Here is a 14317-nt window from a genome sequence, read left to right on the forward strand (position 1 = left end):
TCGGTTGCCGCGCGCAGCGGCTACCCCACACGCGCGTTCATGCCGACCGGCGGCGCGCCATGGATACTAGGGTGGACACGGACAACGCCGGTGCCGCGGGTTTCGCTTGGCAAAGGCCTGTCTCGAGCGCTCAAGTAGAGGATCCAAAAGGGATAACGTGACCTCCGACCAAGGCTACGACCAAGCAAAAGACAGCGGCAGCCGCTTGGCGCCCCGCCCCATCTCGCGTCCGCCGGTCGACCCCGCATCGAGTCGGGAGTTCGGTCGTCCCGCCGGCCTGCGCGGGTCGTTCGTGGCCGAACGGGTCCGCCCGCAGAAGTACCGGGACCAGGGCGAATTCCGGCCGACCGACCGAGCGGCCGATCCCGTCCTGCAGGAGGCATTCCACCGTCCGGACGGCAGCCCCGACTCACTGCAGCGCCACCCGGTGGACGCCAACGCGCTGGCCGCCGAGAAAGACGGCGTGGAGCCCGACGAGCTCGACGATCCCTGGCGAGACCCCGGCGCCGCGGCGGCGTTGGGCACCCCGGCGGTCGCGCCTTCGCGGTCCGGGACCGCGCTGGGCTACGGCGGCAAACTGGGCGTGCGCGATGTGTTGTTCGGCGGCAAGGTGTCCTACCTCGCGCTGCTGATCTTGCTGCTGATCGCGTTGGTCATCGGCATGCTCGGCGGCGTGATCGGTCGCAAGACGGCCGAGGTCGCCGAGGCATTCACCACCTCCAAGGTGACGCTGTCGACCAACGGCAACGGCGAAGGACCGGCCGGACGCTTTGCCAAGGTGGCGGCAGCCACGGCGGGCTCCGTGGTGACCATCGAATCGAAGAGCGACCAGGAGGGCATGCAGGGCTCCGGCGTGGTCATCGACGGCCGCGGCTACATCGTCACCAACAACCACGTCATCTCCGAGGCGGCGAACAACCCCAGCCAGTTCAAGACGACGGTGGTGTTCAACGACGGTAAGGAGGTGCCGGCAAACCTGGTGGGCCGCGACCCCAAGACCGACCTGGCCGTGCTCAAGGTCGACAACGTCGACAATCTGTCGGTGGCTCGCCTCGGTGATTCCGACAAGGTGCGGGTGGGTGACGAGGTCCTGGCCGCGGGTGCCCCCCTGGGCCTGCGCAGCACCGTGACCCACGGCATCATCAGCGCGCTGCACCGACCGGTGCCGCTGTCGGGGGAGGGCTCGGACACCGACACGGTGATCGACGCGCTGCAGACCGACGCGTCGATCAACCATGGAAACTCCGGCGGTCCGCTGATCGACATGGATTCACAGGTGATCGGCATCGACACCGCGGGTAAGTCGTTGTCCGACAGTGCAAGTGGGCTGGGCTTCGCGATCCCGATCAACGAGGCCAAGCAGGTCGCCGAGACGCTGATCAAGGACGGCAAGATCGTGCACCCCACGTTGGGTGTCAGCACCCGGTCGGTGAGCAACGCGATCGCTTCCGGTGCCCAGGTGGCCAACGTCAAGGCCGGTAGCCCCGCGCAAAAGGGTGGGATCCTGGAGAACGACGTCGTCGTCAAGGTCGGTAACCGCAAGGTGGCCGACGCCGACGAGTTCGTCGTCGCCGTAAGGCAATTGACCATCGGCCAGGATTCGCCGATCGAGGTCGTCCGGGACGGCCGGCACGTCACGCTGACCGTCAAACCCGACCCTGACGGCAGCTGATGTTCGGCAGCCTGAGCTGGGAGCACATGCTCGTCCTCGTCGTGGTCGGGCTGGTGGTTCTTGGGCCGGAGCGGCTGCCGGGTGCCATCCGGTGGACGTCCAACGCCTTGCGTCAGGCGCGTGACTACCTCAGCGGCGTGACCAATCAGCTGCGTGAGGACCTCGGACCGGAGTTCGACGATCTGCGCGTTCCGCTCAGCGAACTGCAGAAGCTACGGGGCATGACTCCGCGTGCGGCGCTGACCAAGCATCTGCTCGACGGCGACGACTCTTTCCTGACCGGCGGCTTCGACAAACCGGTCAATGGCGCGCCGCCGCAGACTCCGCAGTCGGAGCCTGCCGCACCGAACGGGCAGGCGCTGGCGGCCGAACCGCAGTCCGGCGGTCACACGCCATTCGACGCCGACGCGACCTGAACGCCGGCGCGCGCTGCGACCTTTAGACCCGCGCCTTTCACCGGCGCGTCGGATCGAGCCCGAGCGATACGCCGGCAAGCCCACGCTTGCGCGACGACAAGCTGTCGGCCACCCCGCGCAGCGCCTTGCCGACCGGCGAATCGGGTGCGCTGAGCACCAGCGGCGTGCCGCAATCTCCCGCGGCCACCAGCTCGGGATCGAGCGGGATCTGCCCCAGCAGCGGTACGTCGGCGCCGACCGCCCGGGAGAGCCGCTCCGCCACCTGCTGGCCGCCGCCCTCACCGAACACCTGCAGCGTGGAGCCGTCGGGCAGGGTGAGCCCGGACATGTTCTCCACGACGCCGACGACGCGCTGGCGGGTCTGCAGTGCGATGCTGCCGGCCCGCTCGGCAACCTCGGCCGCGGCCAGCTGCGGCGTCGTCACCACCAGGATTTCCGCGTTGGGAATCAGCTGCGCCACCGAGATGGCGATGTCGCCGGTTCCCGGCGGCAGGTCGAGCAGCAGCACGTCCAGATCGCCCCAGTAGACGTCGGCCAAGAACTGCTGCAGGGCGCGGTGCAGCATCGGCCCGCGCCACACCACCGGGGTGTTGCCCTCGGTGAACTGAGCGATGGAGATGACCCGCACCTCGTGCGCGATGGGCGGCAGGATCATCGACTCGACCTGCGTGGGCCGATCGGTGGTGCCCATCATCCGGGGGATCGAGTGGCCGTGGATATCGGCGTCCAGCACACCGACGGACAAGCCGCGCGCCGCCATCGCCGCCGCCAGGTTGACCGTGATGGTGGACTTGCCCACTCCGCCCTTTCCGGACGCGACGGCGTAGACCCGGGTCAGCGAATTCGGTTGCGCGAACGGGATAACCGGCTCACGCGCATCGCCGCGCAACTGCTTGCGCAATTCGGTGCGCTGCTCGTCGTTCATCACGTCCAGGGTGACTTTGACCGCGCCGGTGCCCGGAACGTCCGCCACCGCCTGGCTGACGCGGTCGCTGATCTCGGTCTTCTTCGGGCAGCTGGCGGTGGTCAGGTAGATCGTGACATGCACCGCGCCGTCGGGCTCGGTGTCGATGCTCTTGACCATCCCGAGTTCGGTGATAGGACGCCGCAGTTCGGGGTCGATCACCTTGCCCAGGGCAACGCGGACAGCCGCGCTCAGGTCAGCTGCTGGATCTGAAGAATCATGGCGGGACATCACCGCCGAGTGTAGGCGTGCGCGACGGCGCGGTTTGGCGGAGACCCTTCGCCGCGCGGGCGATCGCCGTCGGCTGGTTAGCTGGCCGGACCCGGGTGCTTCGGCTTGGCGGCGCCGAGCGCCGCGCCGGACGGGCTGGCGGACTTGGGTGCCTGCGCGGCCTGCGAGGGTACGGCGGCCGGACCTGTTGGCGCTGCGGTCGGGGGCGCCGGCGGCGGGCCGGCATCCGGGGGCGGTGCGCCGAACGGCGGCGGCGCCGGAGGCGCGAACGGCGGCGGCGCCGGAGGCGCGAACGGCGGCTGCGCCGGAGGCGCGAACGGCGGCTGCGCGGGGGGAGCGAACGGCGGCGGGGGTGCGAACGGCTGCGGCGCACCCGCGGGCGGCGTGCCCTGCGAGCCGATGCAGATCACCGTGCAACCGGGAACTCGGGCCGGCGCCTGCTGAGGCGTTGGCGTCATCCACGGGAACATCGGCTGGGAACCGGGGAGCCCCGGGCTGCTCAAGTCGATCAGCGGAACGCGAGCCAGCGGGTCGTCCAACGGCAGGGCGTTGATGTTCATCGGCAGGTTGGGGCCGAGCCCTTCGGCGTGTTCGAGGTGCGCGTCGCCCAGCGGCGGCGGCGGTCCGGTCATCGGCGGCAGGTCGACCGGCACGACGCCGGTGGCGTAGGCCGCCGCCCAGCCCAACACGTTCTGCGCGTAGGGCATCGAGTTGTTGTAGCGCAGGATCGCGGTCAGGACTTGCGACTGCTCACGTAGATTGAGCCCGCCGCTGCACAAATACCGAGCCGCCGCCAGGGTGGAGTCGAAGATGTTCTGCGGATCCGCCACGCCGTCGCCCTTGCCGTCGGACGCGTAGCGCGCCCAGGTCCCCGGCAGGAATTGCATCGGCCCCATCGCGCGGGCATAGGTGACGCGGTTGCCGGCGCTGCTCTGGATGATGGTCTCGTTGCCGGGCAGCGAACCGTCCAGGGACGGGCCGTAAATCGGGGTGATCGCGGTGCCGCGCGAGTCGACCGCACCGCCGCCCGCGTGGCCGGATTCGATGCGTCCGATGCCGGCCAACAGGTTCCAGCTGACGCCGCAACCCGGCGCGGCGACGGCCATCTTCTGTTCCGCATTGCGGTAGGCGGCCAGCGCGATGCTCGGAATGCCCAGTGCGCCGCGCGCATTGACGATCATCGCGGGCGGCGGGGCGGACAACGCGGGTCCGGCGACGTGAAAGGCCGTGGGGCCGCGATCCATCGCGACGACGGCGGGCCCGGTGAGGTCGGGGAAGGTCGGGGAGACGGCGGCGACCGGAGTGACGGCAGCATGCCTCGGCGGCATTCGCACCGGGAGCGTGGGAGACGCTGCGCTGACCGCCCCCGCAAAGACCAATGGAGCAATCATTGCCACGCCGAAAATCGGCTTGCGCGTGTTCCGAAGTGCTCGCTGCCGCTCGGACGCGGCGGCGGGGCTTTCACCCCGGCTTCCCCCTATGCGCACTCGACCGTCCTAGATGTGTGAGCTGGGTCCACTTTCTGTTAGCTCGGTGAACCAGATCACCATACATAACTCTTGTGACACGAGTGGCGCAATGGTCGAATCGGTTCTCACCTGGATTTCTTAACCGCTCGCTCAAGGGTCCCGCCGCCTGAAACAGGCACGCCACCTGCGGTTTCCGGCTGCAACTTGGCCAACATTTCGCGCAAGTCGTCGAGCTCGTGGCGCAGGTACTCCCGCGTCACCACCTCGCCGACGGCCAGCCGGACGGAGGCCAGTTCGCGGGCCAGGTACTCCGTGTCGGCCTTGGTCTGCGCCGCACGGCGGCGGTCATCCTCGAGGGACACGCGGTCGCGATTCTCCTGACGGTTCTGGGCCAGCAGGATCAATGGCGCCGCGTAGGCGGCCTGCGTGGAGAAGGCCAGGTTCAGCAAAATGAACGGGTAGGGGTCCCAGCGCAGTCCCACGGCAAACAGGTTCAGCGCGATCCACACGAAGACCACGATGGTCTGCAGCAGTAGGTACCGACCGGTGCCGAAGAAGCGTGCGATCGACTCGGTGAACTGCCCGACGGTTTCGGGATCCAGCCGCGGCGAATACCTGCGCGACGTCCGCGGCGTGTAGAGCCCCCGTGGAGCCGTGGACTTGCTCACGCGGGTCCTCCCAGTCCGTCGAGCCGGCCGGCGGCGTCGAGTTCTTGCAAATCCATCCGCCAGTCGTGCGGCAGCAAGTGATCGAGCAGGTCATCGACGGTGACCGCGCCCAATAGATGGTGCTGGTCATCGACCACGGGCCCGCACACCAGGTTGTAGGCGGCGAGGTAGCGGGTCACCGAAACCAGCGGCGTTTCCGGCGTCAAGGTGAGCAAGTCGCTGTCGAGTATCCCGCCGACCATTTCGCCGGGTGCCTCGCGCAGCAGCCGCTGCAGCGTCACACAACCCAGGTAGCGACCGGTGGGGGTGGCCGTGGGTGGACGCACCACGAACACCATCGACGACAGTGCGGTGCTGAGGTCGGGATCGCGGACGCGGGCCAGCGCCTCGGCGACGGCCGTGTCAGCGGTCAGCACCACGGGATCCGAGGTCATCAAGCCGCCCGCCGTGTCGGGCGAGTGGGTGAGCAACCGGCGCACCGAGGCCGAATCCCCGGGATCCATTCGCGTCAGCAGCATCTCGGCATCGGTCGGGTTCAGCACCCCGAGCAGGTCTGCCGCGTCGTCGGGATCCATCTCCTCGAGCACGTCGGCGGATCGCTCGGTGCCCAGCTGCGACAGCACCTCGGCCTGATCCAACTCGGGCAGTTCCTGCAGGATGTCGGCGAGCCGGTCGTCGTTGAGCGCCTTGAGCACCTCGTAGCGGCGCTTGGCCGGCAGGCCGCGGATGGCGTCGGCCACGTCGACCGGTTTGCGGCCCTCGAACTGGTCCAGCAGTTGCGCCACGCCCTGGCCGGGCAGCGCCAGGGCCGACGGCGTCAGGCCCTGCACGTGGTGCCAGTCGACGACGTGGACCGGGCCCCGCCGTCCCAGCCGGCGTTGGCTGCGCACGGCGACCCGGCTCACCATCCAGTCCCGCGTTCGGGTTTGCTCGATGCCCAGGTCGGTGACCACCACGTCCAGGCCGGCCAGCTCGGGCAGTTCGGGGTCGTTGACCTTGACGACGGTGTCGAGCACCTGGCCGATGGCCAGCACCTCCCCTGGCCGCTGGACGAAATGACGCAACGACACGTTGCCGGTGCTCAGCGTCACGGCGTTGGGCTCGATGGAGGCGACACGCAAGATCGGGATGAAGATGCTGCGCCGCGTCGCGAGGTCGACGACCAGGCCGAGCACGCGGGGCTGCTGGCGCACGATGCTGATGCTGATCACGACGTCACGCACTCGCCCGACGGATTCGCCGAGCGGACCCAACACCAACATCCGCGCCAGCCGCGCGATGTACACCCTGTTGACCGATCCCATGGGAGTAGAGCCTAGGCAGCCGTCGGTTCGATGGCAGACGACCCGGGGGGCCGGAATGCGCTAACGCGTGTGCATCGCGAAGAGCAAGAAAACCAAAGTCACACCGAGAGTGGCGATTCCGATGACGATTCCCGCGACCGCCAGGCCGAAGCCGTCCTGGCCGGTCCGCTTGATCTGTCTCACGGCGATCGCGCCGAGCACAATGGCGACGATCGACCCGATGCAGCACAGCAGGCCGGTGAACGATGAGATGAGAGAGGCGATCGCCAGCGCATTGGTCCCCGCCTTCTGTGGCGGGGCAGATCCGTAGCCGCCCGGGTAATCGGGCGTCGGGTAGTAACCGCCTTGGTAATCGGGCGTGGGGTAGTCGCCGCCCGGATAAGCGGGCGGACCGTAGGTGGGCGGTGGGCCATAGGGCGGAGGCGGCGGCGGATAGGCCGGTGGGCCATAGCCGGGCGGCTGCTCGTATCCGGGTGGGGGAGCAGCAGGCGGCGGGTAGCCGGATGCCTGGTCGGGGCTCGGCGGGGGGTACGGCGGCGGCGCCGATTCGGCCGGCGGCTGCGCGGCCGGCGGATGCCAGGGCGCGGTCGCATCCGGCTGCTGGCCGGTTCCGCCGGCGGCGGGCGAGTCGGCCTCGTTGTCGTGGCCGCTCTCGCCGAAGGCGCCCCCGGGAGCTGTCATGGTGTTCAACCTAGCCCATGGGCAGGTGGCGGGTGCCGCCGCGAATCGCCGACGAGAACACGAAGATGGCGCGACGATTTCGGGGCCGGCAGCGGTGAAACCTCGGCTCGTCGTCGCGCCGGGACCGACATTGCATCGCGGGACGCAGCATGTTTTCGCAGGTGGTGCAAGGTCGGCGGATAGGTTGGGAGGCCTGAGATGAAACGACGGCCGAGGCGGAGGACAATGAGCGGCGATGACTAATCCTTTCCAGCCTGGGCAGGTTCCCGGCGCAACGCCTCCGGGCGGTGCGGGACGCCGCGGGACGCCCGGATTGCCGACGCCGCCGCGGGGTTGGCCGGTCGGGTCCTATCCCACCTACGCCGAAGCGCAGCGCGCCGTCGACTACCTGTCCGACCAGCAGTTCCCGGTGCAGCAGGTGACCATCGTCGGTGTCGACCTGATGCAGGTGGAGCGGGTTACCGGCAGGCTGACGTGGCCCAAGGTGCTCGGCGGCGGCGTGCTGAGCGGGGCGTGGCTGGGCCTGTTCATCGGGCTGGTGCTGGGCTTCTTCAGCCCGAACCCCTGGGGGGCGCTGGCCACGGGTCTGGTCGCCGGTGTCTTCTTCGGGCTGATCACGTCCGCCGTTCCCTATTCGATGGCCCGTGGCACAAGGGATTTCAGCTCAACCATGCAGTTGGTGGCCGGGCGCTACGACGTGCTCTGTGATCCGCAAAACGCAGAGAAGGCGCGAGACCTGTTGGCGCGCTTGGCGATCTGAGGCGCGCGCTGAGAGGTGTGAATTAGTGGTGAGTCGGCGCGGGCGCGGGCGCCGGATGGGCGCAATCGCGCTGGCGACGTCGATCATCGCGTGGGCGGTAGCGGCGTGCGGTTTGGGGAGTCACGGCCTGGTCATCAGCTTCTACACGACGGCCGCCGATGGTGCGACGTTCACCGCCGTGGCCCAGGATTGCACGAAACAGTTCAATGGCCGCCTCGCCATTCAACAGATCAGCCTGCCCCGAGCGCCCGGCGAGCAGCGTTTGCAGCTGGCCCGCCGGCTGACCGGGCACGACCGCACGCTTGACGTGATGTCGCTGGACGTGGTGTGGACGGCCGAGTTCGCCGAGGCCGGCTGGGCGTTGCCGTTGTCCGCCGATCCCGAAGGCCGAACCGAGGTCGACGCGACGGTGGACACGTTGCCGGGCCCGCTGTCGACGGCGCGCTGGCACGGCAGGCTGTTCGGAGCACCCGTCACCACCAACACCCAATTACTCTGGTATCGGCCCGATTTGGTGCCCCAGCCGCCCCGAACCTGGGACGACATGGTGTCCGAGGCCACCAGATTGCACAACGCGGGCCGGCCCAGCTGGATCGGTGTGCAGGCCAACGAGGGCGAAGGTCTGGTGGTGTGGTTCAACACGCTGCTGGTGAGCGGGGGTGGCCAGGTGCTCTCCGACGATGGCCGCCGCGTCACGCTGACCGACACGCCGGCGCACCGGGCGGCCACCGTCAAAGCGCTGCGCATCCTCAAGTCGGTGGCCGTCGCGCCCGGCGCCGATCCGTCGATCAGCCGGACCGACGAAGGCACTGCGCGCTTGGCGGTCGAACAGGGTCGGGCCGCGCTCGCGGTCAACTGGCCGTACGCGCTGGCGTCCATGCTGGAGAACGCGGTGAAGGGCGGCGTGCCCTTCCTGCCGCTCAACCGGGATCCGGATTTGGCCGGCAGCATCAACGGCGCGGGGATATTCGTGCCGAACGACCAGCAATTCCGTATCGCGTACCAAGCCAGTCAGAAGGTTTTCGGCTTCGCGCCGTATCCCGGCGTGGCGCCGGGCCGTCCGGCCAAGGTGACGATCGGCGGGGCGAATCTGGCGGTGGCGAGCACCACCCGCCACCGTGCCGAAGCCTTCGAAGCCCTTCGCTGCCTGCGAAATCTGGCGCATCAGAAGTACGTTGCGATCGAAGGCGGCCTGCCTCCGGTGCGCACTTCGTTGTATTCCGATCCGCAATTCCAGAGCAAATATCCGATGTACATCATCATTCGCCGGCAGCTCACCGATGCGGCGGTGCGTCCGGCGACGCCGGTTTACCAGGGTGTGGCCATCCGGCTCGCCGCGACGCTGAGCCCGATCGCCCAGCTCGACCCCGAACGGACCGCCGACGAGCTCAGCACTCAGGTGCAGAAGGCGATCGACGGAAAGGGGTTGCTGCCGTGAGGCGCGCCGGCGACGCGGTGGGGGCACGCTGCCGATGACAACAGCCGCCCCCGAAATTGGTTCCACGCGAACGTCTTCCGCTATGCCACGATTGCGCGGCCGCCCAGCTGAGCAGCGGCTGGCGCTCCTTCTGGTCGCGCCGGCTGCGATCCTGATGCTGGCGGTGACGGCGTATCCGATCGGTTACGCCGTGTGGTTGAGCTTGCAGCGCAACAACCTTGCCGTGCCCAATGACACCGCATTCGTCGGCCTGAACAACTACGTGACGATCCTGACCGACCGTTACTGGTGGACGGCGCTGGCGGTCACGCTGGGCATCACGGTGGTTTCGGTGTTCCTGGAATTCGTGTTGGGCCTGGCGCTGGCGCTGGTCATGCACCGCACCCTGGTCGGCAAAGGACTGGTCCGCACCGCGGTTTTGATCCCGTACGGCATCGTGACAGTGGTCGCGTCGTACAGCTGGTATTACGCGTGGACGCCGGGCACCGGTTATCTGGCGAACCTGCTGCCGCAGGGCAGTGCCCCGCTGACCGATCAGATCCCCTCGCTGGCGATCGTCGTGCTCGCCGAGGTTTGGAAGACCACGCCATTCATGTCGCTGCTGTTGCTGGCCGGCCTGGCGCTGGTCCCGGAAGATCTGCTGAAAGCCGCCCAGGTCGATGGGGCGGGCGCGTTGCGGCGGCTGACCAGAGTCACGCTGCCGATCATCAAGCCGGCGGTGGTGGTCGCCCTGCTGTTCCGGACCCTGGACGCGTTTCGCATCTTCGACAACATCTATGTGATCACCAACGGTGCCAACAACACCGGTTCGGTGTCGATGCTCGGCTACGACAACCTGTTCAAGGGCTTCAGCGTCGGGCTCGGCTCTGCGATCAGCGTGCTGATCTTCCTCTGTGCCGGTCTGATCGCCTTGCTATTCATCAAGGTGTTCGGCGCGGCGGCGCCCGGGGGTGACGTCGATGGCCGCTGAGGGGGCGGGCGCCCGGCGCATGGCTATCTGGGCCGTCGTCGACACCCTGGTGGTGGTGTATGCGCTCCTTCCCGTGTTGTGGATCTTCAGCTTGTCGCTGAAGCCGAGCTCGGCGGTCAGAGACGGCAAGCTGATTCCGTCATCGGCATCCCTGGATAACTATCGCGGCATCTTTCGCGGCGACTTTTTCAGCTCGGCGCTGGTCAACTCCGTCGGGATCGGGCTGATCACCACCGTGATCGCGGTGGTCCTCGGTGCGATGGCGGCGTACGCGATTGCCCGGCTGGAGTTTCCGGGCAAGCGGTTGCTCGTTGGGGCCACCCTGTTGGTCACCATGTTTCCCGCGATCTCCCTGGTGACGCCGCTGTTCAACATCGAACGATTCATCGGCTTGTTCGACACCTGGCCCGGCTTGATCCTGCCGTACATCACCTTCGCGCTGCCGCTGGCCATCTACACGCTGTCGGCCTTCTTCCGAGAGATCCCTTGGGACTTGGAGAAGGCAGCGAAAATGGACGGCGCGACGCCGGCTCAGGCGTTCCGCAAGGTGATCGTGCCGCTGGCGGCGCCCGGGGTGGTGACGGCGGCGATCCTGGTATTCATCTTCGCCTGGAACGATTTGCTGCTGGCGTTGACGCTGACGGCCACCAAGGCGGCCATCACCGCACCGGTGGCGATCGTGAACTTCAGCGGCAGTTCCCAGTTCGAGGAGCCGACCGGCTCGATCGCGGCCGGCGCCGTGGTGATCACGGTGCCCATCATCGCTTTTGTTTTAATCTTCCAACGACGAATCGTCGCCGGGTTGACCTCCGGCGCGGTGAAGGGATAACTCGATGGCCGAGATCGTGCTGGACCACGTCAGCAAGAGTTACCCCGACGGCGCCACGGCGGTGCACGACCTGAACCTCACCATCGCCGACGGCGAATTCCTGATCCTGGTGGGCCCTTCCGGCTGCGGCAAGACCACGACGCTGAACATGATCGCCGGGCTTGAGGACATCTCGTCCGGCGAGCTGCGCATCGGCGGGCAGCGGGTGAACGAGAAGGCGCCCAAAGATCGCGACATCGCGATGGTGTTCCAGTCCTATGCGCTGTACCCGCACATGACTGTGCGGCAGAACATCGCCTTTCCATTGACGCTGGCCAAGATGAAGAAGTCTGAGATCGCCCAGAAGGTCGAGGAGACCGCGAAAACCCTTGACCTGACCGAACTTCTGGACCGCAAGCCGTCGCAGCTGTCGGGTGGGCAGCGACAGCGGGTGGCGATGGGCCGCGCCATCGTGCGCCACCCCAAAGCGTTTCTGATGGACGAGCCGCTGTCCAACCTGGACGCGAAATTGCGGGTCCAGATGCGCGGCGAGATCGCCCGGCTGCAAAAGAGGCTGGGGACCACGACGGTCTACGTCACCCACGACCAGACCGAGGCCATGACGCTGGGCGACCGCGTGGTGGTGATGCATTCCGGTATAGCGCAACAGATCGGCGCACCGGACGAGCTGTACGAGCAGCCGGCCAACCTGTTCGTCGCCGGTTTCATCGGCTCGCCGGCGATGAATTTCTTTCCGGCCACGCTGACGCCCGTTGGGCTCAAACTGCCGTTTGGTGAGGTGATGCTGGCACCGGAGATCCAAGAGGGGATCGCCCGGCATCCGCAACCCGAGAACGTCATCGTCGGCGTGCGGCCCGAACATCTGTCCGACGCCGGGCTGATCGACGGTTACCAGCGCATCAGGGCGCTGACCTTCGAGGTGAAGGTCGACCTGGTCGAGTCGCTGGGCGCGGACAAGTACGTCTACTTCTCGACCGCGGCGTGGGCCGCGCACTCGGCGCAGTTGGACGAGCTGGCCGCCGAGTCGAACGCCCATGAAAACCAGTTCGTGGCAAGGGTCCCCGCCGAATCGAAGGCGGCCATCGGGCAATCGATCGAGTTGGCGTTCGACACCACCAAGCTGGTGGTCTTCGATGCGGATTCCGGCGCCAACCTCATGATCGCTCCGTCGGAGACACCGTGACGGTGGACCGGGTGCGCGCGCACCTGCAGGCCCACTTCACCGACGCGGAGCCCGATGCGGCGAGCGTGACATTTCTGGGCACCGAGACCATCGAGGTGTTGCGTTTCCGCGAGCCGGACGGGACGGTGCACTATGTGACGCTGGGTTGCTCCCGCCACCCGATGGCCGAACCGACGCTCGACATTGCCGATCCGGTGCGCGGTCCACGCGCCGAAATCGTGCTGCGGTTGCGCGATCCCGGTCCGGTCTCCGGCATTGCGCGCAGCCTGGCGATCCTGGCGGCCGTGCCGGCCGTCGAAGGTGTGGTGCTATGCGTCGACGCGCTGGTGGATCTCGGCTCGCCGCTGTGGGCGTCCCCGTCGTCACGGGTGCCGTTCACCGCCGTCCTGTTGGGCCGCAGCGGAATTGGCGATCTACCGCTGGACCCGCCCCGCGACCCGGTGCAGTTCCTGTCGGCGACCCCCATCACCGCCACCGAAGCGGCGTGGGTCCGGCTCAAGGGCGCCGAGGCGATGCGCCAGGCGTGGGACAACGACCGCGTCGATGTGCTGAACCCGAATCGCCCCGCCGCACAGCCTAAGTGACGCGCCGGGCACGTTAGAGCCAGTTGTTGCGCCGGAACTGGAAGTACAGGCCCACGCAAGAGACGGCCATCAGGGCCATTATCGCCGGGTATCCCCACGTCCAGTTCAGCTCCGGCATGAAATGAAAGTTCATGCCGTAGATGGCGGCGACCATGGTGGGCAACGCCAAGATACCCGCCCAGGCCGCCATCTTGCGCATGTCGTTGTTCTGTTGCATCCCGACCCGGGCCAGTGCCGCCTGGATCAGCGAGTTGAGCATGTCGTCGTAGCTGGCGATCTGGTCGGCGGCCTCGGAGTGGTGATCGGCGACGTCGCGCAGATAGCGCCGCACCTCTTTGGAGATCACGTCCTTATTGTCCATCTGGATCCGATGGAACGCGGCCGACAGCGGATTGACGCAGCGGCGCAGTTCGACCACCTCGCGCTTGAGCAGGTAGATCGGCTCGACGTCGATCTTGCTGCCCGGCGCGAACGCCAGCCCCTCGATGCCGTCGATGTCCGACAGCATCAAACTGCTCACCTCGAGGTAGTGGTCCACCACGTGGTCGGCGATCGCGTGCATCACCGCGTAGGGACCCAACTGCATCTGATCGGGATCGCCGTCCATCCGCTTGCGCACATCCGCCAGTCCACCGTGTTCGCCGTGGCGCACCGTGACCACGAAATCCTTGCCGACGAAGACCATGATCTCGCCGGTCTCGACGATCTCGCGGGCCAGCACCACCGATTCGTGCGGCACGTAGTTGACGGTCTTGAGGACCAGGAACAGGGTGTCGTCGTAGCGCTCCACCTTGGGCCGCTGATGGGCGCACACCGCGTCTTCCACCGCCAGCGCGTGCAGCCCGAACACGTCGGCCACTTCCTGCATCTCGGACTGGTTGGGTTCGCGCAAGCCGACCCAGACGAATGCGTCTTGCCCCAGCGTTTCGATCTCGCGCACCTTATCCAGGGCGGCCGCGTAGCCGAATTTGCCGGGCAACCGGTGGCCGTCGGCGTAGACGGCGCAGTCGACCAACGTCTCCTTGGGCGGTTCGGGGGCCGGGTCCGGCTTGGGGTGCGGTTCGTGCGCAAGGGGCCGAAGCGCTTCGGGCAATGCGTCAAATCCTTGGAACACATCCACCTCCCACGTGCGCAGGTCCGACCGGGCG

Annotated in this window: 14 protein-coding genes; 8 read left to right on the forward strand and 6 right to left on the reverse strand. The window is 67.6% G+C overall.

Going from position 1 to position 14317, the window contains the following annotated elements; translation table 11 throughout:
* Positions 1–157 precede the first annotated feature (157 nt).
* Together htrA and tatB are read left to right on the forward strand one after the other, a co-directional pair.
* Positions 158–1672, forward strand: coding sequence for a serine protease HtrA (htrA, locus tag AC5Y4H_RS18025; RefSeq protein ID WP_499983684.1), 1515 nt, complete (start codon positions 158–160; stop codon positions 1670–1672).
* Positions 1672–2088, forward strand: a complete 417-nt coding sequence (gene tatB, locus AC5Y4H_RS18030; RefSeq protein WP_499983686.1) for a Sec-independent protein translocase protein TatB — start codon at positions 1672–1674, stop codon at positions 2086–2088. Before htrA ends, tatB begins: the two co-directional genes overlap by 1 nt.
* A 37-nt stretch (positions 2089–2125) precedes the next feature.
* Here the strand turns inward: tatB and AC5Y4H_RS18035 are convergent, their stop codons facing one another.
* From AC5Y4H_RS18035 to AC5Y4H_RS18055, 5 genes are all read right to left on the reverse strand, one after another.
* The gene (locus tag AC5Y4H_RS18035; protein ID WP_499983687.1) at positions 2126–3283 is read right to left on the reverse strand and encodes an Mrp/NBP35 family ATP-binding protein; all 1158 of its coding nucleotides are present in this window, start codon (positions 3281–3283) and stop codon (positions 2126–2128) included.
* A gap of 77 nt (positions 3284–3360) precedes the next feature.
* Positions 3361–4770, reverse strand: coding sequence for a lytic transglycosylase domain-containing protein (locus tag AC5Y4H_RS18040; protein WP_499983688.1), 1410 nt, complete (start codon positions 4768–4770; stop codon positions 3361–3363).
* A gap of 107 nt (positions 4771–4877) precedes the next feature.
* Positions 4878–5420 carry a DUF1003 domain-containing protein gene (locus AC5Y4H_RS18045; RefSeq protein ID WP_499983690.1) on the reverse strand — a complete coding sequence of 181 codons (543 nt, stop codon included), beginning with the start codon at positions 5418–5420 and terminating at the stop codon, positions 4878–4880.
* Positions 5417–6724: a magnesium transporter MgtE N-terminal domain-containing protein gene (locus tag AC5Y4H_RS18050; RefSeq protein ID WP_499983691.1), complete on the reverse strand. Its 1308-nt coding sequence runs from the start codon at positions 6722–6724 to the stop codon at positions 5417–5419. Before AC5Y4H_RS18050 ends, AC5Y4H_RS18045 begins: the two co-directional genes overlap by 4 nt.
* 60 nt (positions 6725–6784) lie before the next feature.
* Complete coding sequence (locus AC5Y4H_RS18055) at positions 6785–7405, reverse strand: DUF4190 domain-containing protein (RefSeq protein WP_499983692.1); 621 nt, start codon at positions 7403–7405, stop codon at positions 6785–6787.
* 235 nt (positions 7406–7640) lie between these two features.
* On the opposite strand from AC5Y4H_RS18055, the gene AC5Y4H_RS18060 reads away from it, so the two are divergent.
* The 6 genes from AC5Y4H_RS18060 (at position 7641) to AC5Y4H_RS18085 (ending at position 13169) form a co-directional block, all read left to right on the forward strand.
* The gene (locus tag AC5Y4H_RS18060) at positions 7641–8165 is read left to right on the forward strand and encodes a YflT domain-containing protein (RefSeq protein ID WP_499983693.1); all 525 of its coding nucleotides are present in this window, start codon (positions 7641–7643) and stop codon (positions 8163–8165) included.
* Positions 8166–8190: 25 nt separating this feature from the next.
* Positions 8191–9603 (forward strand): extracellular solute-binding protein, encoded by a 1413-nt coding sequence (locus AC5Y4H_RS18065; protein ID WP_499983695.1) that lies wholly within the window; start codon positions 8191–8193, stop codon positions 9601–9603.
* Positions 9604–9685: 82 nt separating this feature from the next.
* A complete protein-coding gene (locus tag AC5Y4H_RS18070; protein ID WP_499983697.1) occupies positions 9686–10573 on the forward strand; it encodes a carbohydrate ABC transporter permease in 888 nt (295 codons plus the stop codon).
* A complete protein-coding gene (locus AC5Y4H_RS18075; protein ID WP_499983699.1) occupies positions 10563–11402 on the forward strand; it encodes a carbohydrate ABC transporter permease in 840 nt (279 codons plus the stop codon). The genes AC5Y4H_RS18070 and AC5Y4H_RS18075 overlap by 11 nt, the downstream gene beginning before the upstream one ends.
* A gap of 4 nt (positions 11403–11406) precedes the next feature.
* Complete coding sequence (locus AC5Y4H_RS18080; RefSeq protein ID WP_499983701.1) at positions 11407–12585, forward strand: ABC transporter ATP-binding protein; 1179 nt, start codon at positions 11407–11409, stop codon at positions 12583–12585.
* A gap of 2 nt (positions 12586–12587) precedes the next feature.
* Positions 12588–13169 (forward strand): suppressor of fused domain protein, encoded by a 582-nt coding sequence (locus AC5Y4H_RS18085; RefSeq protein ID WP_499983809.1) that lies wholly within the window; start codon positions 12588–12590, stop codon positions 13167–13169.
* Positions 13170–13182: 13 nt separating this feature from the next.
* Here the strand turns inward: AC5Y4H_RS18085 and corA are convergent, their stop codons facing one another.
* Positions 13183–14283, reverse strand: a complete 1101-nt coding sequence (corA, locus tag AC5Y4H_RS18090; protein ID WP_499983703.1) for a magnesium/cobalt transporter CorA — start codon at positions 14281–14283, stop codon at positions 13183–13185.
* Positions 14284–14317: the final 34 nt, after the last annotated feature.

The sequence above is a fragment of the Mycobacterium sp. NGS58 genome, from assembly GCF_059812385.1.

Excerpts from the sequence above, each read along its gene's own strand:
- tatB (WP_499983686.1), top strand. The coding sequence starts at position 1,672 with ATGTTCGGCAGCCTGAGCTGGGAGCACATGCTCGTCCTCGTCGTGGTC.
- AC5Y4H_RS18035 (WP_499983687.1), bottom strand. The coding sequence starts at position 3,283 with ATGTCCCGCCATGATTCTTCAGATCCAGCAGCTGACCTGAGCGCGGCT.
- AC5Y4H_RS18050 (WP_499983691.1), bottom strand. The coding sequence starts at position 6,724 with ATGGGATCGGTCAACAGGGTGTACATCGCGCGGCTGGCGCGGATGTTG.
- AC5Y4H_RS18055 (WP_499983692.1), bottom strand. The coding sequence starts at position 7,405 with ATGACAGCTCCCGGGGGCGCCTTCGGCGAGAGCGGCCACGACAACGAG.
- AC5Y4H_RS18060 (WP_499983693.1), top strand. The coding sequence starts at position 7,641 with ATGACTAATCCTTTCCAGCCTGGGCAGGTTCCCGGCGCAACGCCTCCG.
- AC5Y4H_RS18070 (WP_499983697.1), top strand. The coding sequence starts at position 9,686 with ATGCCACGATTGCGCGGCCGCCCAGCTGAGCAGCGGCTGGCGCTCCTT.
- AC5Y4H_RS18075 (WP_499983699.1), top strand. The coding sequence starts at position 10,563 with ATGGCCGCTGAGGGGGCGGGCGCCCGGCGCATGGCTATCTGGGCCGTC.
- AC5Y4H_RS18080 (WP_499983701.1), top strand. The coding sequence starts at position 11,407 with ATGGCCGAGATCGTGCTGGACCACGTCAGCAAGAGTTACCCCGACGGC.